Annotated in this window: 22 protein-coding genes; 10 read left to right on the top strand and 12 right to left on the bottom strand. The window is 68.0% G+C overall.

What is annotated here, in order from left to right; genetic code table 11:
- Positions 1-23: 23 nt before the first annotated feature.
- Genes ABD785_RS16560 through ABD785_RS16550 form a run of 3 tightly spaced genes read left to right on the top strand, consistent with a single transcriptional unit; the run spans position 24 to position 3,018 of the window.
- Complete coding sequence (locus ABD785_RS16560; RefSeq protein ID WP_344828954.1) at positions 24-1,598, top strand: protein kinase family protein; 1,575 nt, start codon at positions 24-26, stop codon at positions 1,596-1,598.
- On the top strand, positions 1,598-2,272 hold the full coding sequence (gene sigM, locus ABD785_RS16555) for an RNA polymerase sigma factor SigM (protein WP_344828952.1): 675 nt from the start codon (positions 1,598-1,600) through the stop codon (positions 2,270-2,272). The genes ABD785_RS16560 and sigM overlap by 1 nt, the downstream gene beginning before the upstream one ends.
- Entirely contained in the window at positions 2,269-3,018 is a 750-nt protein-coding gene (locus tag ABD785_RS16550) for an anti-sigma factor family protein (RefSeq protein ID WP_344828950.1), read from the top strand. The genes sigM and ABD785_RS16550 overlap by 4 nt, the downstream gene beginning before the upstream one ends.
- Positions 3,019-3,037: 19 nt before the next feature.
- Here the strand turns inward: ABD785_RS16550 and ABD785_RS16545 are convergent, their stop codons facing one another.
- A complete protein-coding gene (locus ABD785_RS16545; RefSeq protein WP_344829314.1) occupies positions 3,038-3,598 on the bottom strand; it encodes a dienelactone hydrolase family protein in 561 nt (186 codons plus the stop codon).
- A 121-nt stretch (positions 3,599-3,719) separates the two neighbouring features.
- Here ABD785_RS16545 and trxB point away from each other — a divergent pair, with 121 nt between their 5' ends.
- Both trxB and trxA read left to right on the top strand, forming a co-directional pair.
- The gene (trxB, locus tag ABD785_RS16540; protein WP_344828948.1) at positions 3,720-4,646 is read left to right on the top strand and encodes a thioredoxin-disulfide reductase; all 927 of its coding nucleotides are present in this window, start codon (positions 3,720-3,722) and stop codon (positions 4,644-4,646) included.
- A 2-nt stretch (positions 4,647-4,648) separates the two neighbouring features.
- On the top strand, positions 4,649-4,963 hold the full coding sequence (gene trxA, locus ABD785_RS16535) for a thioredoxin (protein ID WP_344828946.1): 315 nt from the start codon (positions 4,649-4,651) through the stop codon (positions 4,961-4,963).
- Between the two features lie 101 nt (positions 4,964-5,064).
- On the opposite strand, the gene ABD785_RS16530 is transcribed toward trxA, so the two are convergent.
- Positions 5,065-6,096, bottom strand: a complete 1,032-nt coding sequence (locus ABD785_RS16530) for a DNRLRE domain-containing protein (protein ID WP_344828945.1) — start codon at positions 6,094-6,096, stop codon at positions 5,065-5,067.
- A gap of 109 nt (positions 6,097-6,205) precedes the next feature.
- On the bottom strand, positions 6,206-6,823 hold the full coding sequence (locus ABD785_RS16525; RefSeq protein ID WP_344828943.1) for a GNAT family N-acetyltransferase: 618 nt from the start codon (positions 6,821-6,823) through the stop codon (positions 6,206-6,208).
- A gap of 165 nt (positions 6,824-6,988) precedes the next feature.
- Here ABD785_RS16525 and ABD785_RS16520 point away from each other — a divergent pair, with 165 nt between their 5' ends.
- Complete coding sequence (locus ABD785_RS16520; protein ID WP_344828940.1) at positions 6,989-8,221, top strand: aminotransferase-like domain-containing protein; 1,233 nt, start codon at positions 6,989-6,991, stop codon at positions 8,219-8,221.
- A gap of 278 nt (positions 8,222-8,499) precedes the next feature.
- Here the strand turns inward: ABD785_RS16520 and ABD785_RS16515 are convergent, their stop codons facing one another.
- Positions 8,500-8,637 carry a hypothetical protein gene (locus ABD785_RS16515; protein ID WP_344828938.1) on the bottom strand — a complete coding sequence of 46 codons (138 nt, stop codon included), beginning with the start codon at positions 8,635-8,637 and terminating at the stop codon, positions 8,500-8,502.
- A 3,213-nt stretch (positions 8,638-11,850) separates the two neighbouring features.
- Here ABD785_RS16515 and ABD785_RS16510 point away from each other — a divergent pair.
- A complete protein-coding gene (locus tag ABD785_RS16510) occupies positions 11,851-12,768 on the top strand; it encodes a D-alanine--D-alanine ligase family protein (protein ID WP_344828936.1) in 918 nt (305 codons plus the stop codon).
- Between the two features lie 101 nt (positions 12,769-12,869).
- Here ABD785_RS16510 and ABD785_RS16505 read toward each other — a convergent pair whose 3' ends face one another.
- The 3 genes from ABD785_RS16505 to rsmG all read right to left on the bottom strand — a co-directional run bounded on the left by ABD785_RS16505 (position 12,870) and on the right by rsmG (position 15,583).
- Positions 12,870-13,814: a ParB/RepB/Spo0J family partition protein gene (locus tag ABD785_RS16505; protein ID WP_344828934.1), complete on the bottom strand. Its 945-nt coding sequence runs from the start codon at positions 13,812-13,814 to the stop codon at positions 12,870-12,872.
- 34 nt (positions 13,815-13,848) lie between these two features.
- A complete protein-coding gene (locus tag ABD785_RS16500) occupies positions 13,849-14,670 on the bottom strand; it encodes a ParA family protein (RefSeq protein WP_425547784.1) in 822 nt (273 codons plus the stop codon).
- Between the two features lie 202 nt (positions 14,671-14,872).
- A complete protein-coding gene (gene rsmG / locus ABD785_RS16495; protein WP_344828930.1) occupies positions 14,873-15,583 on the bottom strand; it encodes a 16S rRNA (guanine(527)-N(7))-methyltransferase RsmG in 711 nt (236 codons plus the stop codon).
- Positions 15,584-15,730: 147 nt separating this feature from the next.
- On the opposite strand from rsmG, the gene ABD785_RS16490 reads away from it, so the two are divergent.
- Entirely contained in the window at positions 15,731-16,045 is a 315-nt protein-coding gene (locus ABD785_RS16490; RefSeq protein ID WP_344828928.1) for a DUF6458 family protein, read from the top strand.
- Positions 16,046-16,157: 112 nt separating this feature from the next.
- Here the strand turns inward: ABD785_RS16490 and ABD785_RS16485 are convergent, their stop codons facing one another.
- The 5 genes from ABD785_RS16485 to rpmH are packed head-to-tail and all read right to left on the bottom strand — an operon-like array spanning position 16,158 to position 18,529.
- Positions 16,158-16,637, bottom strand: coding sequence for a Jag family protein (locus tag ABD785_RS16485; protein WP_344828927.1), 480 nt, complete (start codon positions 16,635-16,637; stop codon positions 16,158-16,160).
- Positions 16,638-16,682: 45 nt separating this feature from the next.
- Positions 16,683-17,705: a membrane protein insertase YidC gene (gene yidC / locus ABD785_RS16480; RefSeq protein ID WP_344828925.1), complete on the bottom strand. Its 1,023-nt coding sequence runs from the start codon at positions 17,703-17,705 to the stop codon at positions 16,683-16,685.
- 3 nt (positions 17,706-17,708) lie between these two features.
- Positions 17,709-17,975: a membrane protein insertion efficiency factor YidD gene (gene yidD, locus ABD785_RS16475; RefSeq protein ID WP_425547783.1), complete on the bottom strand. Its 267-nt coding sequence runs from the start codon at positions 17,973-17,975 to the stop codon at positions 17,709-17,711.
- Between the two features lie 35 nt (positions 17,976-18,010).
- Complete coding sequence (rnpA, locus tag ABD785_RS16470; RefSeq protein WP_425547778.1) at positions 18,011-18,361, bottom strand: ribonuclease P protein component; 351 nt, start codon at positions 18,359-18,361, stop codon at positions 18,011-18,013.
- 30 nt (positions 18,362-18,391) lie between these two features.
- Complete coding sequence (gene rpmH, locus ABD785_RS16465) at positions 18,392-18,529, bottom strand: 50S ribosomal protein L34 (protein ID WP_344828919.1); 138 nt, start codon at positions 18,527-18,529, stop codon at positions 18,392-18,394.
- A 363-nt stretch (positions 18,530-18,892) separates the two neighbouring features.
- On the opposite strand from rpmH, the gene dnaA reads away from it, so the two are divergent.
- A complete protein-coding gene (gene dnaA, locus ABD785_RS16460; protein WP_344828917.1) occupies positions 18,893-20,851 on the top strand; it encodes a chromosomal replication initiator protein DnaA in 1,959 nt (652 codons plus the stop codon).
- A 602-nt stretch (positions 20,852-21,453) separates the two neighbouring features.
- Positions 21,454-22,587, top strand: a complete 1,134-nt coding sequence (dnaN, locus tag ABD785_RS16455) for a DNA polymerase III subunit beta (protein WP_344828915.1) — start codon at positions 21,454-21,456, stop codon at positions 22,585-22,587.
- Positions 22,588-22,710: the final 123 nt, after the last annotated feature.

Here is a 22,710-nt window from a genome sequence, read left to right as displayed (position 1 = left end):
GAGTCGGGCAGGCGGAAGCGGTCATGAGCACGTCCGTCATTGAGCCCGGGACACGGCTGGCCGGGCGGTATCGCCTCGAGGAGAAGTGCTCCGAGGCCGGTGGCTCCACGCTGTGGAAGGCCATCGACGAGATTCTCGCGCGGGCCGTCGCGGTCCGCACCTTCGAACCCGACTTCCCGCGTGCCGCCGAGGTCGTGACCGCCGCGCGCACCGCGTCGCGGCTCACCGACCCGCGGCTCACGCAGGTCTTCGACGCCGACGACACCGGTGAGCTGGCCTATGTCGTCAGCGAGTGGGTGAGCGGCGAGTCCCTCGAGGACATGATCACCGCCGACGGCCCGCTCGAGTCGGGCCGGGCCACCCGGTTCGTCTCGGAGGCGGCCGAGGCGCTGACGGCCGCCCACAACGCCGGAATGTCGCACCTGTGCCTCACCGCCAGGAACCTCGTGTGGACCACCGGCGGCACCGTCAAGCTGACGGGCCTCGGCGTCGACGCGGTCCTGTGCGGCGTCTCGACCCCCAACCCCGGACGCCTCGACGCGCTCGGCCTCGGCCAGATGCTGTACGCGGCGCTGACGGGCCGGTGGCCGGGTTCGGCCGACGAGTCGTCGCTTCCGCTGGCCGACGAGGAGGACGGCGAGTTCGTCCTGCCCCGCGCCGTGCGCGACACGATCCCCGCCGAGGTCGAGGCGATCGTCCTGCGGTCGATGGAGCTCGGCGAACAGGAGTCGCCGCTCACCACCCCCGCCGAGGTCGCCGCCGCGCTGACCAAGGTGCCGCGCACGCCGCTGCCGCTGTTCGCCGGACTGCAGACCGGACCGCCGCCCGCCATCATCAACCGGCCGCCGCGCGACCCCCAGCCGACCAAGACCGTCCCGCAGCCGCGGCCGGTCCCCGCCGAGACGGCCACCACCGCGCTGCCCTCGTCGGCGATCCCCGCCCCGGTCAGGCAGGCCCCGGGTGAGGCGAAGCCGCTGAACCGGCCGCTGATCGCCGGTGCCTCCGCGCTCGCCGTGCTCGTGATCGTCTTCGCCGCCTGGAAGATCGGCGGCGGAAGCGACGAGAAGCCGGGACCCGGCGCCACCGGCGGTCCGGGCGCCACCGCTTCGACCAACCCGTCCGCCTCGGCCGGCACCAAGCTGTCGGTCTCCAACGCGACCGGCTTCTTCGAGCTGACCGCCGCGGGCCAGGGCCACCCGGACAGCAAGGCGGAGGGCACCGCCTCGAAGATCATCGACGGCAGCAAGTCGACCTACTTCGAGACCGACGGCTACGGGTCCTCCTCCCACGCCGCCACCTACGGCAACTACCTCAAGGGCGTCGGCGTCGTCCTCAACATCGGCAAGAGCAAGTCGATCTCGCGGATCGTCCTCAGCGTCCCCACGACCAGCGTCGGCGCCTCCTACGAGGTCTACATCGGCGACGTCGACAACCGCACCGGGGTGCCGAAGGCGAAGTCCGGCAGGATCGACACGACCTCCACCGAGATCAAGCTCGACTCCCCCACCAACGGCCAGTACGTCATCCTGTGGTTCCCCAAGGGACCGCCGACCGGCAAGCTCCAGGTCGGCGACGCGGCCGTCTACGGGACGGGCTGATGGCGTTCGGGCGTGGTCAGGTGGAGGCGGTTCCGGACAAGGAACTGCTGCTCCGCCACGCCCAGGGCGACCCCTACGCCTTCTCCGAGCTGGTGGCCAGGCACCGCGACCGCATGTGGGCCGTGGCGCTCCGCACGATCGGCGACCCCGAGGAGGCCGCGGACGCCCTCCAGGACGCGTTCCTCAGCGCCTACCGGGCCGCCGGACGCTTCCGGGGCGACGCCGCCGTCACCACCTGGCTCCACCGGATCGTCGTCAACGCCTGCCTCGACAGGTTGCGGCGGCGGACCGTCCGGCCGACCGTCAACTTCCAGGACGAGGCGTCCTTCGAGGCCGTCGCCCCCAAGGGGAACGATCCGACGTCGGCGCACGAGGTCACCCTCGACGTCACGGCGGCGCTCGCGCAGATCCCCTACGAGCAGCGGGCCGCGCTGATCCTCGTCGACATGATGGGCTACGCCGTCGAGGACGCCGCGCGCGTCCTGGAAGTGCCGCCCGGCACGATCAAGAGCCGCTGCGCACGCGGCAGAGCGCGTCTTGCGCCACTTCTTCTCCATCTACGGAACCGATCCTCCGGCAACAACGTCGGATCACCGAACGTTGACACGGATGTCCCTGTGATTCCGAGACAGGGCAGACCGACGGTTCTCGAAGAGGGAGGGGGCACCACGTGAGCGAGCGCAGCGAGGGCACCAGCACGCACCTCGACTACGACGTGCTTGCTGATCTCGCCGAAGGCCTGCTGGACGAGACGACCACGCGTGCCGTCGAAGCCCATCTGGACGACTGCGAGGAATGCGGCCGCAAGCTCGACGACCTGAGCGCGGTCTCGCAACTGCTGGCGTCCGCGCCGATGCCGGTGATGCCGGAGTCGCTCGCGGCCAAGCTGGACGAGGCGCTCATGGCCGAGGCCGCGAAGGCCCCGGTGGCCTCGCTCGCGGCCAGACGCAGATTCCGCGGTTACCAGCTTCTGTCCGCGGCGGCGGCGGTCGTGGTCGTCGGCGGGTTGGGGACGGGTGTCGTCGTCAACGCGCTGAACTCCAACCCCAACGACGGCTCGCAGGCGCACGCCACGCTCCCGACCCCGCAGCGCGACATGTTCGCCAACGGCAGGGCGCGCACCGTGGCGTCCGGCACGAACTACCAGGCCGGGCAGCTCATGCAGCAGATCCACGAGCAGCTCGTGCGCTTCAACGGCGCCCCGTCGACGACCAGGCCGAGCGACCAGCTCCTCGACTGCGTCCACCGGATCGCCAAGAACAACCCGCTGATGATGGTCGACCAGGCCAAGTGGGACGGCGAGGACGCCACGATCGTGATCGTGGCACCGAACGCCGAGGCCTACGACGTGTGGGTCGTCGGCGATAACTGCTCGGCGTCCGAGACGGACGAGGTCGCCCACCAGCAGGTTCCCGCGTAGCGGGAGCGCGGTCGGCGGTTCAGCCGACCTCGGCGAGGAAGTCCAGAGCGATGGCCCAGGCCTGCTCGGCGTAGTGAGCGTCGTAGTCGGGCAGGTCCTGGTGCGTGAACAGGTGACCGGCGCCCTGGTAGCGGAAGATCTCCACATCCGCTCCGGCGCGCCGCATCTCCAGATACCAGGAGTTCACCCAGTCGGCCGGCTCGTACTCGTCGGGATCGGCGACGTGCAGCTGGACGGGCAGCTCGGTCACGGCGTCCTCCGCCAGGTCCGACGTGCCGTGCAGCAGGAGCAGCCCCTTGGCCTTCTCGTCGGCGAGACCGACGGTCTGGGCGATGGCCGCGCCGAGGGAGAACCCGGCGTAGACCAGGCCGCCCGCGGTGTGCGGAGCCGCGGCCTTGACGGCCCTGGCCAGCAGCTCGTCCCGGCCGATCTCGTCGAGGATCACCCGCGCCTCGTCCATCGTGTCGGCGGTCCTGGCGTCGTAGAGGTCCGGCACGTGGACCACGTGCCCTGCCTCGCGCAGCCTGTCCGCCACGCCGTGGACCGCCGGGCGCAACCCGTATATCGAGTGGAACAACATGATCTCTGCCACCCCTCCAACCTATAGGGCGCGGAGGCGGTGGCCCTGTAGGGAATGTGCGGGCCGTAGGATCTGTTGACGCCACCGTCGGAGGACCGGCACCACCCCAGAGGAGCAGCTCGTGACCACCGAAGTCCGCAATGTGATCATCATCGGATCCGGTCCCGCCGGGTACACGGCGGCGATCTACGCGGCGCGCGCAGACCTCAAGCCGCTGCTGTTCGAGGGCTCCGTCACCGCCGGTGGCGCGCTCATGAACACCACCGAGGTGGAGAACTTCCCCGGCTTCCCCGACGGGATCATGGGCCCCGAGTTCATGGACAACCTGCGCAAGCAGGCCGAGCGCTTCGGCACCGAGCTCGTCACCGATGACGTCACCGAGGTCGACCTGAGCGCCGACCCGAAGGTCGTCAAGGTAGGCGACGAGGTCCACTATGCGAAGTCCGTGATCGTCGCGACCGGTTCCGGCTACCGCGAACTGGGCCTGCCGAACGAGAAGCGGCTGTCCGGACGGGGCGTGTCGTGGTGTGCGACCTGTGACGGCTTCTTCTTCCGCGACCAGAACATCGTGGTCGTCGGTGGTGGCGACACCGCCATGGAGGAGGCCATCTTCCTCACCAAGTTCGCGAAGGTGACGGTCGTGCACCGGCGTGACACGCTGCGGGCTTCCAAGATCATGCAGGACCGGGCACTGGCGAACGAGAAGATCTCCTTTATCTGGGACAGCGAGGTCGTCGACGTCCTGGGCGAGAACAAGGTCGACGCCGTCCGGATCCGCAACCTCAAGACCGGCGACGAGACCGACCTCGACGTGACGGGCCTGTTCATCGCGATCGGCCACGACCCGCGCAGCGAGCTGTTCACCGGCCAGCTCGACAAGGACGACGAGGGCTACCTCCTCGTCGAGAGCCCGACCACCAAGACCAAGATTCCCGGCGTGTTCGCCTGCGGTGACGTGGTCGACCACGTCTACCGTCAGGCCATCACCGCCGCTGCCAGTGGCTGTTCCGCGGCGATCGACGCCGAGCGTTACCTCCAGGAGGCTTAGACATGAAGGCAGTGACCGACAAGACCTTCGACAACGAGGTCCTGATGAGCGACAAGCCGGTCCTGGTGGACTTCTGGGCCGAATGGTGCGGCCCCTGCCGCATGGTCGGCCCGATCCTCGAGGAGATCTCCGCCGAGCACGGCGACAAGCTGTCCATCGTCAAGATGAACATCGACGAGAACCCCGAGATCCCGCGCAACTACGGGATCATGCAGATCCCGACCCTGAACGTCTACCAGGGCGGTCAGGTCGTCAAGCAGATCATGGGCGCCAAGCCCAAGGCCGCCCTGCTCCGGGAGCTCGCGGAGTTCCTGTAGCCGCTTCCCGGCGCTGAGCGCCACGAGAAGGGCCCCGTCCATCGTGGACGGGGCCCTTCTGTGCCTGTGGGCTCCTCATCTGCGAGAGGAGCCCTGGGTGATCAGCCCGCGACCGGCGGGACGACCGGAAGCGTCACCTCGAACTCGCACCAGTCGGTCCAGGCGCCGCCCTTGACGTCGTCGAAGCCCTGGACGCGCCACTGGTAGACGCCGTCGGTGAGGACCTCGCCCGTGGTCACGGTGAAGCCCACGGCCTCGTTCGGGTCGGTGAAGCGGAGCTTGCTGTTCGCTCCGGCGACCGCACCGTCCGCACCCTTGCGCCACTCCGCCCGCAGGCCGAGGAAGCCGCCGTCGGCGTCGGAGGTCGTGCCGCCGAACGTCACGTAGGGGGTCGCGATCGTGGGACGGCCCGCACCGACGCCGCAGCCCTGGCCGGCGGCCGTCGCGTTGCCGACATTGACCGGGACGTGGACCGAGGGGTCGGGGCCGGGGTCGTTGCCGCCTCCCGGGTCCTCCTCGAAGGTCGCCTTGATGAGGAGCTGGGCGTTGCGCGAGAAGGTCATGAACTTGCGGGGGTCCTTCTCACTGTCGGCGCGCAGGCCGAAGGAGATGTAGTCACGGCCCGCGTCGACCGCCTTCTGGGCCGCCTTGGTCACGTTGACCTCGAGCCGCTTGCCCGAGCACTTGACCTTCAGCCACTGCCAGCGCTTGCCCTTGGGCTGCTTCTTCCAGGTGACGGACTTGGTCAGCCCGCTGGTGATGAACACCTGGACCGCGAAGTTCTTGTTCTTCTTGCACGGGTTGGGTGAGAGGACCGGCAGTCTCAGCTTGGCGGAGGTGATCTTGGTGGCGTCCATCGCGCTGGACAGGTTCATCCGCAGGAAGCTGCGGTAGACCGCCTTACCCTTGCGGCCGATGGGCAGGGACGTCTTCTTGAAGACGTAGCCCTTGTTCGGCGTGGTGCTCTTGACGTAAGCCCAGCCGATCCTGTTGACGGGGGCGGGCACCTTCGCGGCCGCCTTGGCGACGGGAGCCTTCGCCGGGGCCGAGGGAAGGGCGTCTGCTGCCGGAGCCTGGGTCACGCTCAACGCCAGCGCCGCGACGGCGGTCATGGTGGTCAGCCGTAGTCTCACGCGGTCGTGCCTCTCAGGGGGTGGCCGATATCGGGGTCGGGCGAGCCTATCGGCTCACTGTCCGAAATGGACATGTTTCACCCGAAAATATCGAGGCCCTGAGATGGCCTCAGACGGGACGCAAGGCACCCTCTGGGGCCATGGAGCCGAGGAGACGCTCAAGTGCCACCTCGACGTCCTCACGCCACGACAGAGCGGATCGCAAATCCAGGCGCAGCCGCGGGTACCTGTGATGCGGTCTGATCGTCTTGAAGCCGACCGAAAGCAGGTAATCGGCGGGCACCATGCACCCGCCCTCCTCCGACTTCAGATCGCCGAACGCCTCGATCGCCTTCACCCCGCGCCGGGTCAGATCCTTCGCGACGCCCTGGACGAGCATCCGGCCGAGCCCCCCGCCGGCGAACTCGGGGATGATGTGCGCCGTCATCAGCAGCACCGCGTCGGCCGACACCGGGCTCGTGGGGAACGCGACCGAGCGAGGAACGTAGAGCGGCGGGGCGAACAGCACGAACCCCGCGGGAACGTTGTCGACGAAGACGAGTTTGCCGCAGCTCCCCCACTCCAGCAGCGTCGCGGAGACCCAGGCCTCCTTCTCCAGCCCCGGGTCGCCCATGTCCACCGCCCGCTCACGGCTCACCGGGTCGAGCTCCCAGAAGACACAGTTGCGGCAGCGACGCGGCAGGTCGCCGAGATTGTCGAGCGTGATGTTGACGAGACGGCGAGACACCAGGCGTTGCGCCCCTTCTGGGTCGAGCACAAAGTACGACGTCCCAACCGGAACGACCCTGCGCGCATCGTATCCAATACCGGCAGGCGCGGGCGGGAGCCCGTGTCGTACGGTGGGAACCGGCCGATTCGGCCAGGCCCACCGGCCCCTTCTTGGAGGCAGATCATGGAGACCACCCGCAGCGACTCGCATCTCGACCGTTACGCGGCCCGTGCCCGTGGCATGGTCGCGTCCGAGATCCGAGCTCTCTTCGCGGTGGCCACCCGCCCCGAGATCGTCTCGCTCGCCGGGGGCATGCCCTTCGTCTCGGCGCTGCCGCTCGACGACGTCGGAGCGATGCTCCAGCACCTGATCGAGACCCGCGGCGCGCAGGCCCTCCAGTACGGATCCGCCCAGGGCGACCCGGAACTGCGCGAGCGGATCTGTGAAGTGATGGCGCTGGAGGGCATCACCGCGAGCCCCGAGGACGTGACCGTCACGGTCGGCTCGCAGCAGGCGCTCGACCTCCTCACCCGGATCTTCATCGACCCCGGTGACGTGGTCCTGGCCGAGTCCCCCTCCTACGTGGGCGCGCTCGGCACGTTCGCGGCCTACCAGGCGGACGTCGTCCATGTGCCGATGGACTCCCTGGGCCTCATCCCCGAGGCGCTCCGCGAGACCCTGACCAACCTCCGCGGGCGCCGCGTGAAGTTCCTCTACACGATCCCCACGTTCCAGAACCCGGCCGGCGTGACGCTGTCCACCGCCCGCCGCCGCGAGATCCTCGCCATCGCGGAGGAGTTCGACCTCCTCATCATCGAGGACAACCCCTACGGCCTCCTGAGCTTCGACGGCCACCCGCCGCGGCCGCTGCGCGCCGACGAGTCCGAGCGCGTCATCTATCTCGGCTCTTTCTCGAAGACCTTCGCCAGCGGCCTCCGGGTCGGCTGGGCGCTGGCCCCGCATGCAGTGCGGGCCAAGCTGGTCCTGGCCGCCGAGTCGGCGATGCTCTCCCACTCCAACCTGACCCAGCTCGCGGTCCGGGAGTTCCTCGCCACCCACCCGTGGAAGGAGCAGGTGAAGTCCTTCACCGAGCTCTACCGCGAACGCCGCGACGCCATGCTCGAATCCCTGACCGCCCACATGCCCGAGGGCACCACCTGGACCCGTCCGGGCGGCGGCTTCTTCGTCTGGCTCACCCTCCCCGAGGGCCTCGATTCCAAGGCCATGGCCCCCCTCGCCATCGCCAACCGCGTCGCCTACGTCCCCGGCACCGGCTTCTACGCCGACGGCTCCGGCCACCGCCACATGCGCATCTCCTTCTGCTACCCCGACCCCACCCAGATCCAAGAAGGCGTCCGCCGCCTAGCCGAAGTCATCCACGCCGAAGTGGACCTCCGCAACACCTTCCACCCCTGACCCACCCCCTCCGTTTCACGTGAAACAACGCCCCCTCCCCCCAGGAGGGGGCGTCTTCATTAGCCGATGTTTCACGTGGAACCATCCTCAACCAAGCCCTCCCGCACTCCCCGCGCAAGCTGCCCCAGCCCTCTGACTCCACTCCAGCCAGACGAGCTCCGACCCAGTCATGCAGTCTTCCGGCCCCCACCCCACTGGCAGAGCTCTTACCTAGCAGAGCAACCCAGACCCCTCGAACCAACGCGCCGAGCTCTCGAGCCAGCACCAGAGCGCGGGGATCACACGGACAGCAGCAGCTCGTCCCGGTCGGCCGCGAGGGTCTCCCCGAGCATGCGGGGGCGCTGCCGTCCTTCAGCCTGCTTCTCCCTGATGAAGGCCCCGCATTCTGATCGGCGCTTGTATGCCGGCGTTGGCATGGGGTCCACTGATACTGCGCGAGCTGCTGACGGGGGGCCATGCCGCCTCAGCGGCACCTGTTCTATTGGGAGCGCTCGCGGCGGAGTCACTACGACGACCGGTATGACAAGGCCGAGAAGCTGCCGTTCGAGGCGCGGAGACGTCGCGCATTCCTGGGATCGCTCGACCAGCATGAACGTCCACTGCGGGGGGCATCCCTCCTCGTCGGCCCTCTCCACGAAGCAGCCACGCGGCTGACGAAACCGCAAACCCGCGCTGATTGCCCACCGCAGGCCCCACAACGAACCCGACATGAGCCATCGGACGCCGTACGAGACAAACCGACGGCACAGGGACACTCGACGGAACGGCCACCGACGACCCTCTGCCACACCGCTGCCGCAAGCACCTCCTACAGCCGACCGTTACTCCTCGCTTCGCTGTGGCCATCAGACCAACGCGCCCCCACCACAGACCCCATCCCCGGTTCGAATCACCCCCACGAACCACTCCAAGCCAGCGGAACAAGGCCTCTCGCCGCTCACCACCGAGCAGGCGCTCTCCCGCCCTCACCACCTCGCTGAGCCTCCGGCCATCTCCAGATCATCTGGCCTCCCATCCCCGAGCGCTTCGCCATCCCCATCCCCTGCCGTCATGGCAGCCACCAACATCCATCTCTCCCAGACATCCGATCCGCCAACAGAGCCCAGCCGCCGCGTCTCCTACCGTCAGGCCACCCCGCCCACCGCCGCGTTCTACCGCACCGTCGTGCTGTCCTGCCCTCGTGCTGTCCTGCCCTCGTGCTGTCCTGCCGTCCTGCCGCCGTGCCGCCGTGCCGTCCCGCCGACCTGGAGTCGTGCCACCGTGGCGCTGAGCCGTCGTGCCGTCCTGCCGTCCTGCCGCCGTGCCGCCGCGGCGTCCTGCCGTGCCGTCCCGCCGTGCCGTCGCGGCGTCGTGCCTTCGCGGCGTCGTGCCGTTCTCGTTCCTGCCGTTCTCGCGTCGTGCCGCTGTGGCGTCTTGCTGGCGGGCCGTCGTGGCGTCATACAGTCCTGGTCCACTCCCCGTCGCACAGTCTGCGGTCGTGGCGTGTGCCGTCGAGGTGTCGTCTTGTCTCGCCGTCGTGCCGTCCCGGCGCCGTGGGTCGAGCGTGGTCCTGGTGGATGTCCCGCCTTCGCGTCATCGCGCTGTGTGGTCCTGGCGCCCTTTCGCGGAGTCTTGGCTCTGTGCCGCAATGCTGTCTGCTCCATGCTTGCTGTCCTGAGATCTGGGCTGTCCTGCTGGCCTCCGTCGGAGGATCATGGCGTTTGGCGACTGCGAGATCCCGCCGTAGGTCGTCGTCTCGTGCTTGTTGTCTTGGTGCTGCGTTGTCCTCTCACCTCGCCGGCCTGGCGCCGTACCGCCGTGCTGTCTGCTGTCCTGCGTTGTGCTGTCTTGGCGGTCCCGGGGCTGTATCTGCCGGATGGTCGTCATCACCGCTCCGGTCGGGTCGGCCGCCAGGGGAACCGGATGTAGCTGTTTCGGCTCCGCACAGCAGCACCTGATCGGCCACCGGACGGGCAATGCCTGTGCCCCAGATAGCAGCTCATCGGCCTTGTACCGCCAGTCGTGGTTGCTCGGCTTTGCCACCAGCTCCCGGCAAGACGGACACGTGCCGCCAAGACGGCAGCTCCATAGCCGCGGGCCCTCACATGACAGCGAGCCTGTGCCGCCAGGACCGCCTCCGTCCTGCCGCCGTGGAACCGGGCGTCCGGCACCCTAAGGTGTCCTGCGCCGCGCTGCCCCGGCAAGACTGTCCTGGCGTCTGTGCTGTCCTTCCGACCTATCCCTCAGGACATACGCAACCTGCCGTCACCCTCATGCCGCCCTGCTTCGTGCCCAGTGCCGTCCTGCCGCCGCACCGTTTGCCGGTCCCAGAACTCCCGACATCTCACGCAGCCGGTCCATCCGTTCCCTCCACCGGCGCCACTGGGCGCGGACGTTCCGGCTCTCTACGAGGAGCACCACATCGCACCGAGAACAGGCGACGTCCGTCCGCCTCCGGTAGTAGCCCCGGCCCTATCGCACCGGGCGCCGTAGCTCGGATCCTGCGCCGGCTTCGGGCGGCCGCCTCTGCCTCGTACTGGTCGTCGTGACTCAGCTCACCCGCTGATGCTCCCAATAGAGCAAGCGTCGCTCAGGCAGCAGCGCCTCAGCCCTCAAGCCCACGTAGCACCGGTAAGTCTGTGCGGCCCTGGCTTCCTCGGTGGCTGCCCATCCATCCGTTTAACCGATGGGCCGACCTACGCACACCAGGCATCCCTCGGGCTGTGTCGTCCTGCCTGGTGCGCCGTCCCGTCCTGGGCTGTCTCTGGCACGCGCTGGCCTGCCCGCTGCGCCGACTTGCAGACATGGAAGGCTAGTCGCGCCGGTCCTGTATTCCAGGTCCGTCGTCAGGCCTCCAGCAGGACAGAGCGAGCGTCATCCGGGTGGGCAGTTCCTGAGACTGCAGCTCGGGCATGTCCGTGAGCTTCGCGATGTCCTGCCACCGTGGCCCCCGCATCGCCGCGCCCCGACATCCGGCTCTCGCACTGTCCTGCCTCTGTCCGCCCCTCGCACTGTGCTCTCACGACGTCATGCGCTCCCTTCCTTATGCCGCCTTGGCTCAGGCTCGCCTGTCTTCCGTGCTGTCCTGCCCTTCTCTCATCGCGACCCGGAAGCACACTGCCAGGCATCTGTGCTGTCCTGCCGGCCTCCGTCATGGCGTCCTGCGGAGGCGAGGTCCCCATCTCGTCCTGACTGTCATTGGCCTCTCGCACCACCGACCTGACAACGCTCTTCCGTCCAATTCTGGTTACCGTCTCGGCCCAACAACGTGCCGCTCTGTCGCACCCGTCTCTGTCCCCTCACCGCGTCGTCGCGCTCGTTGCGCCAACGCCATCGGAGGCCGTCGCTCATATCGCGTCGACCTCCTCCCCCGCCCCGCCAACCCTCATAACGTCGCCTTCTTCCTTGTCCCGGCGTCCCGGCGTCCCGGCGTCCCGGCGTCCCGGCGTCCCGGCGTCCCGGCGTCCCGGCGGATTGTGTCCGCGGTGGGCGAGGAGGGTTGGGGGTGGCAGGCTGCGGGTCGGTGGGTGGTCGATGGTCGGGGCATAGGGGGGCTGGTGCGGAGGGACGAGTAGGGGGCTTGTTTCACGTGAAACGGAGGGGTTGGGCTGGGCGTGGGTGGGGGCGGGGTGGGGCATAGGGTCGGCTGTATGGAGCGCGTGATCGTTTTGGCTGGGGGGATGTCTTATGAGCGGGAGGTTTCGCTCAGTTCTGGGCGGCGGGTGGCTGATGCGCTGAAAGGCGCGGGGCTGGAGGTGGAGATTCGGGAGGCGGATGCCGGGTTGTTGCCGGTGTTGGTGGAGGACCCGCCGGATCTTGTGTTTCCGGTGCTGCACGGTGCCGAGGGAGAGGATGGGGCAGTTCGGGAGGTGCTCGAACTGCTGGGGGTTCCCTATGTGGGAGCGCGGCCGGATGCTTGCCGGCTTGCGTGGGACAAGCCGACTGCCAAGGCCGTGATGCGGGCGGCCGGGTTGGCTACGCCCGAGTCGGTGACGCTGCCCAAGGGGGTTTTTCATGACCTTGGGGCGTCCGGGGTGATGGCGGCCGTGGTCGAGAAGCTCGGGCTGCCGTTGTTCGTGAAGCCGACTCGAGGCGGGTCGGCACTGGGGGCCTCGGTGGTGCGCCATGCGGGGGAGCTTCCCGCTGCACTGGTCGGGTGCTTCTCGTATGGGGACGCCGCACTCATAGAGAAGTTCATCGACGGGGTCGAGGTGGCCGTTGGCGTCCTTGAAATCGACGGTACGGCCACGGCACTGCCCGCCGTGGAGATCGTCCCCCTCAACGAGCGCTATGACTACACGGCCCGCTACACGGCCGGGCAGACGGAGTTCGTGACTCCCGCCCGGCTCGCGCCTGCGGCGATGGACGCCGCGCTGGACACCGCCCTGAGGGCGCATGAGGCACTGGGACTTCGGCATCTGTCGCGGAGCGATCTCATCATCGATCGGGACGGGACGCCGTATCTGCTCGAAGTTAACGTCGCGCCGGGGATGACGGAGACCAGCCTCCTCCCCCTGGCGCTCCATGCAGCCGGGATCGACATCACACGGGTATTGAGCTCTGCCTGAGTCGGCTCGTTTCACGTGAAACCGAAAGCATGCCGGAGGGTACGGAAACAAGAGGAGCCCCGGCCGTTCGGCCGGGGCTCCTCTTGTTTCACGTGAAACCGTCATTCGGCCTTGGTGGGGTCCATGGCCGAGATGATGCGCTCGAGGTCGTCGAGGGTGGCGAACTCCACGACGATCTTTCCCTTTCGGGCGCCAAGGTCGACGCGGACCTTGGTCTCGTAGCGCTCCGAGAGGCGGTCGGAGAGCTCCTGAAGGCGGGGGGCCGAGGGCTTCTTGACCGGGCGGCGGGCAGGAGCCTTGACGGCCTCCGGCTCGCGCATCGCGATGATCTCCTCGACGGCGCGGACCGACAGGCCCTCGGCGACGATGCGACCGGCGAGGGCCTCCATGGCTTCGGGAGAGTCCAGGCCGAGCAGGGCTCGGGCGTGGCCCGCGCTCAGGACACCGGCGGCCACCCGCCGCTGGACCACCGGGGGGAGGTTCAGCAGACGCAGGGTGTTCGTGATGTGCGGGCGAGAGCGGCTGATCCGGTTGGCGAGCTGCTCGTGGGTGGCGCCGAAGTCGTCGAGGAGCTGACGGTAGGCCGCTGCCTCCTCCAGGGGGTTCAGCTGCTGGCGGTGCAGGTTCTCCAGGAGGGCGTCACGGAGGAGGTCGTCGTCGGACGTCTCCCGGACGATCGCCGGAATCTTGTCGAGCCCGGCGAGCTGGGAAGCGCGCCAGCGCCGCTCCCCCATGATGAGTTCGTACCTGGCCGCCTCGAACGGGGTGTCGGGGCTGATCTCCCTGACGACGATCGGCTGGAGCAGGCCGACGACGGAGATGGAGACCGACAGCTCCTCCAGGGCCTCCTCGTCGAAGTGCGTGCGCGGCTGGCGGGAGTTCGGGGTGATGGACTTGACCGCGAGCTCGGCGAACCGGGCGCCGTCGACCATCGCCAGCTCGGTTCCCCCGTTGGCTGAGGAGGTGCCGGAGGCCGCGGGCGGCGCCGTCGGGATCAGCGCACCGAGCCCCTTGCCGAGGCCTCGTGGCTGACGTGATGCACTCATTCCGACTCCCCGAGACGATTCACAGAAGCGATGTTCACGATGCGACCTCGGCCCAACGGTGAGCGACTTCCGAAGCCGCTTCGCTGTAGGCCAGCGCCCCCGTCGAACCGGGGTCGTAGGTCATGACGGACTGCCCGTAGCTGGGCGCCTCGGAGACCCTGACGCTGCGGGGGATGACGGTCTTCAGCACGACCTCACCGAAGTGCGACCGGACCTCGTCGGCCACCTGGGAGGCCAGCCGGGTACGGGCGTCGTACATCGTCAGCAGGATCGTGGAGACGTTCAGCTCGGGGTTCAGGTGGGAGGTCACCAGATCAACGGTCCCGATCAGCTGGCTGAGTCCCTCGAGCGCGTAGTACTCGCACTGGATCGGGATCAGCAGCTCGTCGCCGCCCACAAGGGCGTTCAGGGTGAGCAGTCCCAGCGACGGCGGGCAGTCGATCAGCACATAGTCGAAGCGGGTCTTGTCATAGGAATCCAGAGCACGGCGCAGTCGCGACTCCCTGGCCACCTTGGAGACCAGCTCGATCTCCGCGCCGGCCAGGTGCAGGGTGGCGGGGGCGCAGTAGAGGTTCGGCAACTCCGGGGAGGCCACGACCACGTCGGCGAAGGGCATGTCCTCGATCAGCACGTGGTACATCGAGGGGACATCGGCGTGGTGGTCCACTCCGAGCGCCGTGGAGGCGTTCCCCTGCGGGTCGAGGTCCACCACGAGCACCTGGGCTCCGTGCATGGCCAGCGCCGCCGCCAGGTTCACCGAGGTCGTGGTCTTGCCGACGCCGCCCTTCTGGTTGGCAACGGTGATCACCCGGGTCTTAGCCGGCCGCGGCCACTCCCGATCTCCTCGCTTGGCCATGACCTCCAGCGCGGCGGCAGCGGCGCGGGCGATCGGTGTGTCCGAGCTCTGGGCGGGTGGCGGAACCAATGTTTCACGTGAATCCATGGCCTTCTCACCCTCCATGCGCGGCGTGACCGACGCAGTCTCGGCTGTCCCCTGCATGCTGAACGCGTGGCCTGATGACGGCTCCACCGCGGGCTCCTTAGTCACATCGGGCTGCTCAGTCATGAGTTTGGGACCGACCACCCTTCCTGTTCTGCCTTCCGCGACGCCCCGCGGCGGCTCCGCCCGGCGGGCGAGAGGAGACCAGCCGGACGAGGGTCGTCGGCGGATCGACCTTACCTTGACCCACCAAAAGGAGTTCGGACTTATCCACACCGAGGCGGTGCAGCACGTCCGCCGCTTCCTCGAGTTCCTGTGCGGCCCGCTCGCCCTTGAGCGCCAGCAGCTCCCCGCCGACCCTCAGCAGGGGAAGCCCCCATTTGGCCAGCCGGTCAAGCGGAGCGACCGCCCGGGCGGTGACGACGTCAACGGCGAACTCCTTCGCCACCTCTTCCGCCCGCCCCCGCCGCACCGTCACGTTCTTCAGGCCCAGCTCCTCGACGGCCTCGTTCAAGAACGTGGTCCGCCGGAGCAGGGGCTCGAGGAGGGTGATGTCCAGGTCGGGCCTGACGATGGCCAGGACGAGCCCCGGCAGCCCGGCCCCGGAGCCGATGTCCACCACCGAGGCGCCTTCCGGCACCGCCTCCCCCAGCACGGCACAGTTGATCAGATGCCGTTCCCAGAGCCGGCCGACCTCTCGAGGGCCGATCAGGCCGCGCTCGACGCCGGCGGTGGCAAGGAGATTCCAGTAGCGCTCGGCGGTCGGCAGCGCTTCGCCGAAGACAGATTCTGCCTCCGGCGGCACGGCTTCGGGCAGCTCGTCAGTCATTCGGTCGTCACCACGGAACCGATGGTTCCACATGCGCCATGTCCGAGAGAAACCCAGAAGACCAGAGCCACGCATATTTCTGGCCCTGCGGGTACTTCACCGGACCAGAGCGACCTATAGAGAGATCACCCAGTCCGGGAGGAAACCATGGGACTCGGAGTAGGACTCACATTCATCGCGATCGGCGCGATACTGGCGTTCGCCACGGACTTCAGCGTGAGCGGGATCGACGTCCAGCTGATCGGCGTGATCCTCATGCTGGTCGGAGCCGCGAGCATCGCCTTCACCCTGCTGTACATGCGGCCGCGTCGCGCCCGTATGACGGCTTCGGGTGCGGTGGTGGAGGAGCCGGTGTACTCGGTGCAGGACGATCCGGTCGTCGCCCCCGCGCAGCCGCACGTCCACCGCGACGCCTACGGCCGCGAGGAACTCCCCCACGTGCATCAGCGCCGGGAACTCTAAAGCAGCACCACGGCCTGTTCCGGATCAGCTGACCCCGGAACGGACCCTGGGGGCACAGAACGCCTGAGCCCCCCGCTCCAGGAGGGCGCGGGGGGCTCAGGTCTCATGCTTTTCAGTCGTTGTAGACGACCACGAAACGCTCGGGCTCTTCGCCCTCGGACTCGCTGCGAAGGCCCGCGGCGGCGATGGAGTCGTGCACGATCTTGCGCTCGAACGGGGTCATCGGGGCCAGCGGCTTCGGCTTCCCGCTCCGCTTGACCTCCTCGCACACGTCCTGGCCCAGCTTGGTGAGCTCCTGACGGCGACGCTCACGGTAGCCGCCGACATCCAGCATGAGCCGGGTACGGTTGCCGGTCTGCCGGTGCACCGCGAGCCGGGTCAGCTCCTGCAGCGCCTCCAGAACCTCACCGCGCTTGCCGACGAGCTCGTCGAGGTCGGTGCCGACGACCGACACCATCGCCCGCTCGCCCTCGACGTCCAGGTCGATGTCGCCGTCGTAGTCGGCGATGTCGAGCAGGCCTTCGATGTAGTCGGCGGCGATGTCGCCTTCCTGCTCGAGAGCCTCGACGTCGGCCTCTGCGGTTTCAGCCACCGCTGTCTCCGTTCCTGATCGGTCCACAAGTGCGGACAGGTAAATCTAACGCTTGGGGGTGCCGCTGCGCTTGCTACGTGACTGCTTTGTGGGCTGCTTCCGCACGACCTGGGGGTTGCTGCGGATTTCGGCCGCGGCCGCCTCTTCCTGGGCCCGGCGCTTCTTGAGCAGCCCGCCGCCCGAGGAGGAGGGCTCGACCGGAGCGGGCGTCTTCTTCACGGGACCGCCCTTGGCGTTGCCACCGGAACCGCCGTCGGTGTTCGCGTCGACCGTGGGCATCGGGTAGCGGCTGTAGATGTAGTGCGACTGGGCCAGGGTCCAGGAGTTCGAGGTCACCCAGTACAGGAGCACACCCAGCGGGAAGCCGAGGCCGAACAGACCGAAGACCGGCGCGAGCCAGACCATCATCTTCTGCGCGGACGCCATCGGGTTGTCCGGGTCCATGGCCGGCTGGCGGCTCATGCTGGACCGCATGGTCAGGAAGGTCGTCGTCGAGGAGATGATGACAGCCAGACCACAGACGACCAGGGCGCTGATGGACTTGGGGTCGGCGCCCCAGGCCTTCAGGAAGCTGTCGGAGATGTGGGCGCCGAAGATGTTGGCGTTCTTCGCGCTCTCCACCAGCTCGGCGGAGATGCCGTGGCTGCCGTTGCCGGGCTTGGCATTGGCGATCTTGTTCAGCACCTGGAACAGCGAGATGAAGACCGGGAACTGCACGAGGAGCGGCAGGCAGCCCGAGATCGGGTTGGCCCCGTTCTCCTTGTACAGCTGCATGGTCTCCTGCTGCAGCTTCTGCTTCTTCTCACGCTTGCGGGTGTCGGTGTCGTTCTTCGACGCCGCGTACTTCTTGCGCAATGCCTGGATCTGCGGATTCAGCGCCTGCATCTTGCGGGACGACTGGATCTGCTTCACGAAGAGCGGGAAGATCAACAGCCGCATGAGCACGGTGAGCAGCACGATCGCGCCACCCCAGGCCCAGCCACTGTCGGCAGGGACGATGTGGCTCAGGCCCGCGTGGATCTGGACAAGGATCCACGCGACGGCCCGATACAACGGATCAAGCGTCACCGGTCAGCTCCTAGCGATATCTGTGTCGGAAGGCTCAATGGTCGTACGTTCGGAGGAAGATCCGGTGGTACGGCGCGCAGGGACGGGATCGTACCCGCCGGGATGGAAAGGGTGGCAACGGGCGATACGGGCGATCGTCAGCCAGGAACCGCGCAGAGCGCCGTGCGTCTGGAGTGCCTCGAGCCCGTAGGCGCTGCAGGAGGGTGCGAAGCGGCAGGTCGGCGGGAGAAGCGGGCTGATCACCTTGCGGTACCCGCGGACTCCCAGCATGAGCAGCCAGGCGACCGGACCGGTCTTCTGTTCCATCACTGCCCCTTGGCGGACTGTCGCAACAACCGGCCGAGCGCGGAGTCGACGTCCTTGACCAGTTCTTCGGTGGGCGCGGTCGCCGCCTTCGGATTGGCGCGCACCACGAGCAGGCTACCCGCAGGAAGCCGGTGCACACGGTCCCGCAGGAGGTGACGGAGCCTGCGCTGCACCCTGTTCCGTACGACGGCGTTGCCCACCGCCTTGGAAACGATGAAGCCCACCAGGGGGTTCCCTTCCGGCTCCGCGGTCTCGTCCGCGGACGGGAGATACAGGTGCGCAACGAGATGCGGCCGCCCCGCGCGATTACCGCGCCGGACGGCCAGCGTGAACTCGTGGCGCCGCCTCATCCGGTGACCGGAGGGCAGCATTGTGGGTCGTCAGACCGCGATGGAAGCGCGGCCCTTACGACGGCGCGCGGCGAGGATCGCCTGGCCGGCACGGGTGCGCATGCGCAGCCGGAAGCCGTGCTTCTTGTGACGACGACGGTTGTTCGGCTGGAAAGTACGCTTGCTCACTAGGTGCTCCTGGCTGCGTTCGTTGCTGCTCTGGTGAAGGTAGGTCGCATCGCGGGCACGTTTGGTCCCTCGCAGCGGGGGCCCGCCCTCTTGAACCAACAGACGGGCACGCGTCACCACCATCGATGCGACTCGACCGTAGAACGTTACGTTCTGCGCCCGCCTCCGGTCAAACGGAACGGGCTCATCCGGTCTGGATCCCTGCCCCTACCGGCCGTCTTCCAAGTTATACACAGCCTGTGTACAAACCTGTGGATGAAACATGAGAGAGTAGGGGCTCCCGTTGCACGACGGTCCCCCTGAGCAGTGTGTGGACCCGTTTCACGGGGGCAACGGATCTACCGCTGGGGGAAGGCGCACACCATGGACGGGCATGACCTCGAGTCGCTATGGAACCGTTCGGTGGACGCCCTCCCCGAGGTTCCGGCGCATCAGCGAGCCTGGCTCGGGGTGACCCGCCCGATCGGCATCTTCGACGGTATGGCCCTGCTGGCCGTCCCGAACGACTTCGCCAAGAAGACTCTCGAGCAAAGAGTGACGAGTCTCATAGAGCAGACGCTCTCCCAGGAACTCGGCCAGCCGATCAGGGTCGTCCTCACCGTCCAGCCCGACATGTCGCGGCAGGCGCCCGTCCCGCAGCAGCAGTACGTCCAGCCGCCGCAGCAGCCGATGCCGCCCCAGCAGCAGCCTCCGCAGCAGAACCGCTATCCGGAGCAGCAGCGGCCCTCCTATCCCCAGCAGCAGCCTCCCCAGCCGTACGACCCCGCCGGGCAGCAGCCCCAGCAGTCCTACGAGCAGCAGCCGCAGCCGGTCCCCTACGACCAGGGCCCGCCGCCGCAGCAGTACGACCAGCAGCCGGGCCAGGGTCAGTACGACCAGAACTCCTACGACGCCGCCCAGTACGACCAGGCGCAGCAGCCCTACGAGCAGCCGCAGTTCCCGCCGCCCCAGCAGTACGGCGGCCAGCCGCAGCGCCAGGCGCCGCCGCAGCAGGACCAGTCCGACCACGGTTACCCACAGGACCTTCCCCAGAGCGGTCCACAGGGCGGTCCACAGGATGTGGCCCCGGTCACCTCGGCTTCCGAGGGTTATGCACCGGCCGGTGGACAACCCGGTCCACAGCCTGTGCACCCTTCGCACATCACCGGTCACACGTTCACGGGGCCGCCGCAGACCGAGAAGTTCTCCTATGCGCCGCCACCCGTCGAGCCCAAGCCGGAGCAGGTCTCCTCGCCCGCTCCCTGGCAGGGCGGCACCCCCGCGGGCGGCAAGACCACGATCGAGGCCGCCCGGCTGAACCCGAAGTACACCTTCGAGACCTTCGTCACCGGCGCCAGCAACCGCTTCGCCCAGGCGGCCGCGGTCGCGGTGGCCGAGTCGCCGGCGAAGGCCTACAACCCGCTGTTCATCTACGGCGAGTCCGGCCTCGGCAAGACCCACCTGCTGCACGCCATCGGCCACTACGCCCGCAGCCTGTTCGAGGGCGCCCGGGTGAGGTACGTGAGCTCCGAGGAGTTCACCAACGACTTCATCAACGCGATCCGCGACGGCAAGGCCGAGGGCTTCCGCCGCCGCTACCGCGACGTCGACATCCTGCTCGTCGACGACATCCAGTTCCTGGAGGGCAAGGAGCAGACGCAGGAGGAGTTCTTCCACACGTTCAACACCCTCCACAACGCCAACAAGCAGATCGTCATCTCCTCCGACCGGGCGCCCAAGCAGCTCGTCACGCTGGAGGACCGGCTCCGCAACCGCTTCGAGTGGGGCCTGATCACCGACGTCCAGCCGCCCGAGCTCGAGACCCGGATCGCGATCCTGCGGAAGAAGGCCGTCCAGGAGGGTCTGGCCGCGCCGCCGGACGTCCTGGAGTTCATCGCCACGAAGATCTCCACGAACATCCGGGAGCTCGAGGGCGCGCTGATCCGCGTCACGGCGTTCGCCAGCCTCAACCGGCAGTCCGTCGACCTGCGCCTGGCCGAGATCGTCCTCAAGGACCTGATCCCCGACATGGGCGGCCCGGAGATCACCGCAGCCGTGATCATGGCCCAGACGGCGACCTACTTCGGCATCGAGATAGACGACCTGTGCGGGGCGTCTCGCTCGCGGGTGCTGGTGACGGCCCGGCAGATCGCCATGTACCTGTGCCGTGAGCTCACCGACATGTCGCTGCCGAAGATCGGCCAGCAGTTCGGCGGCCGCGACCACACGACGGTCATGCACGCCGACCGGAAGATCCGGTCGCTGATGGCGGAGCGCCGCTCCATCTACAACCAGGTGACCGAGCTGACCTCACGCATCAAGCAGCAGGCCCGCGGACGATAACCACCCATTCGCGACAAACCATTAATTCTTTCCACACAGCCTGTGGGAAAGCCTGTGGATCGCTGGGGACAAGTCTGCGGACAACCGGTGGAGAACCTGAGGATAAGCAGTGGACGACTTGGGGACGCCGTGTGGAAACGGATCCGGCGCCGGAGACTCGGCGGTGGACAGACCGGTGGAGAACCTGAGGAGAACCTGTGGGCTGCCTGTGAACGGCCTGGGGACGGCCGGGGTTACCCACAGGGACTCCCCCAGACTGTCAGTCCGTTCTGGGACGATTCGAGAGGTCAAAGGGCCGCGGAGGTGGAAAACCTGAGGAGAACAGGTGGACAACCAGGGGACAGATGGGGAACGTGTGGGGACGACGAACCGTCCGCCCACAGCCCCGCCGGTTACCCACACCCGGCCGCCCACAGCGACGGTGGAGAAAATTCGGCCTCTGAACTGCGGGAACACCGGTTTTCCACGGTATCCACAGTCCCTAAGACGATGACTGCTCCATGTCTAACTAAAGAAAATGATTCAGAACCAACTAGGGCCCTGGGGATCAACCTTCCCGATGAGCCCACCTTCAAAACCCTCAACGACAGGAGGCGGGTTCCGTGAAGTTCCGCATCGACCGTGACGCTCTTGCTGACGCCGTGGCCTGGACGGCCCGCACCCTGCCGGTGCGCCCGCCCGTCCCGGTGCTGGCGGGAATGCACCTGGAGGCCACCGAGGAGCGCCTGAAGCTCTCGGCGTTCGACTACGAGGTCTCGGCGCAGGTCTCGGCCGACATCGACTGCCACGAGCCGGGCACCGCCCTGGTGAGCGGCCGGCTCCTCGCCGAGATCTGCCGTGCGCTGCCTCCCCACCCTGTGGAGGTCACCACCGACGGGGCGAAGGTCATGCTCCAGTGCGGGTCGGCGAAGTTCACACTGCTGACGATGCCTGTGGAGGACTACCCGTCCCTTCCGGCGATGCCGCCCGTCGCGGGCACCGTGGGCAGCGACGAGTTCGCCTCGGCCGTCGCCCAGGTCGCCATCGCGGCCGGCCGCGACGACACCATCCCCATGCTGACCGGCGTGCGTGTGGAAATCGACGGGGACACCGTGACCCTGGCCTCCACCGACCGCTACCGGCTCGCCGTCCGCGAGTTCAAGTGGAGCCCCGACACCCTCTCCGCCAACGCCGTCGCGCTGATCCCGGCGAAGACGCTGGCCGACACCGCCAAGTCGCTGACCTCGGGCGCGGAGGTGAAGATCTCGCTGGGCACCGGTGAGGGCGGCCAGGGTGAGGGCATGATCGGTTTCGAGGGCGGCGGCCGCAAGACCACCTCCCGCCTGCTCGACGGCGACTTCGTGAAGTACCGGAGCCTGTTCCCCGCCGAGTACGCGGGCTACGCCGAGGTCCAGACCAGCGCCTTCGTCGACGCCCTGAAGCGCGTCGCCCTAGTCGCCGAGCGCAACACCCCGGTCCGTCTGTCGTTCCACCAGGGCGAGGTCGTCCTGGAGGCCGGGACCGGGGACGAGGCACAGGCCGTGGAGGCCCTGGAGGCCACTCTGGAGGGCGATGACATCAACATCGCGTTCAACCCCGGCTACGTGCTCGACGGCCTCGCTCAGATCGCCTCAGACGTCGCCAGGCTCTCCTTCACCACGCCCACCAAGCCCGCGGTACTGACGGGCAAGCCGCTCGAGGACGGCGGAGTCCCCGCCTACCGCTACCTGATCATGCCGGTCCGCCTCAGCAACTAGGCGGTTGTGCACAGGCTGTGTCACAGCTTCTCCCCTCCTGTGGAATCCACAGGAGGGGGACGCCTGTGGACCGCCTGTTGATCCTTTTGTGGATGAGCGCAGTGATCATGCTCATGCCGATTT

The organism is Actinocorallia longicatena (genome assembly GCF_039534125.1).
Classification (GTDB): domain Bacteria; phylum Actinomycetota; class Actinomycetes; order Streptosporangiales; family Streptosporangiaceae; genus Actinocorallia; species Actinocorallia longicatena.
The sequence above is the reverse complement of the archived record's forward strand: the minus strand, read 5'-3'. Positions and strand labels throughout refer to the sequence as shown.

Coding starts and splice junctions, on each gene's coding strand:
- ABD785_RS16545 (WP_344829314.1), bottom strand. CDS start 3,598: ATGTTGTTCCACTCGATATACGGGTTGCGCCCGGCGGTCCACGGCGTG.
- dnaA (WP_344828917.1), top strand. CDS start 18,893: ATGGACGGGCATGACCTCGAGTCGCTATGGAACCGTTCGGTGGACGCC.
- rnpA (WP_425547778.1), bottom strand. CDS start 18,361: ATGAGGCGGCGCCACGAGTTCACGCTGGCCGTCCGGCGCGGTAATCGC.
- ABD785_RS16510 (WP_344828936.1), top strand. CDS start 11,851: ATGGAGCGCGTGATCGTTTTGGCTGGGGGGATGTCTTATGAGCGGGAG.
- ABD785_RS16560 (WP_344828954.1), top strand. CDS start 24: ATGAGCACGTCCGTCATTGAGCCCGGGACACGGCTGGCCGGGCGGTAT.
- ABD785_RS16505 (WP_344828934.1), bottom strand. CDS start 13,814: ATGAGTGCATCACGTCAGCCACGAGGCCTCGGCAAGGGGCTCGGTGCG.
- rsmG (WP_344828930.1), bottom strand. CDS start 15,583: ATGACTGACGAGCTGCCCGAAGCCGTGCCGCCGGAGGCAGAATCTGTC.
- trxA (WP_344828946.1), top strand. CDS start 4,649: ATGAAGGCAGTGACCGACAAGACCTTCGACAACGAGGTCCTGATGAGC.
- ABD785_RS16515 (WP_344828938.1), bottom strand. CDS start 8,637: ATGCCAACGCCGGCATACAAGCGCCGATCAGAATGCGGGGCCTTCATC.
- ABD785_RS16520 (WP_344828940.1), top strand. CDS start 6,989: ATGGAGACCACCCGCAGCGACTCGCATCTCGACCGTTACGCGGCCCGT.
- ABD785_RS16490 (WP_344828928.1), top strand. CDS start 15,731: ATGGGACTCGGAGTAGGACTCACATTCATCGCGATCGGCGCGATACTG.
- yidD (WP_425547783.1), bottom strand. CDS start 17,975: ATGCTGGGAGTCCGCGGGTACCGCAAGGTGATCAGCCCGCTTCTCCCG.
- ABD785_RS16500 (WP_425547784.1), bottom strand. CDS start 14,670: ATGGCCAAGCGAGGAGATCGGGAGTGGCCGCGGCCGGCTAAGACCCGG.
- sigM (WP_344828952.1), top strand. CDS start 1,598: ATGGCGTTCGGGCGTGGTCAGGTGGAGGCGGTTCCGGACAAGGAACTG.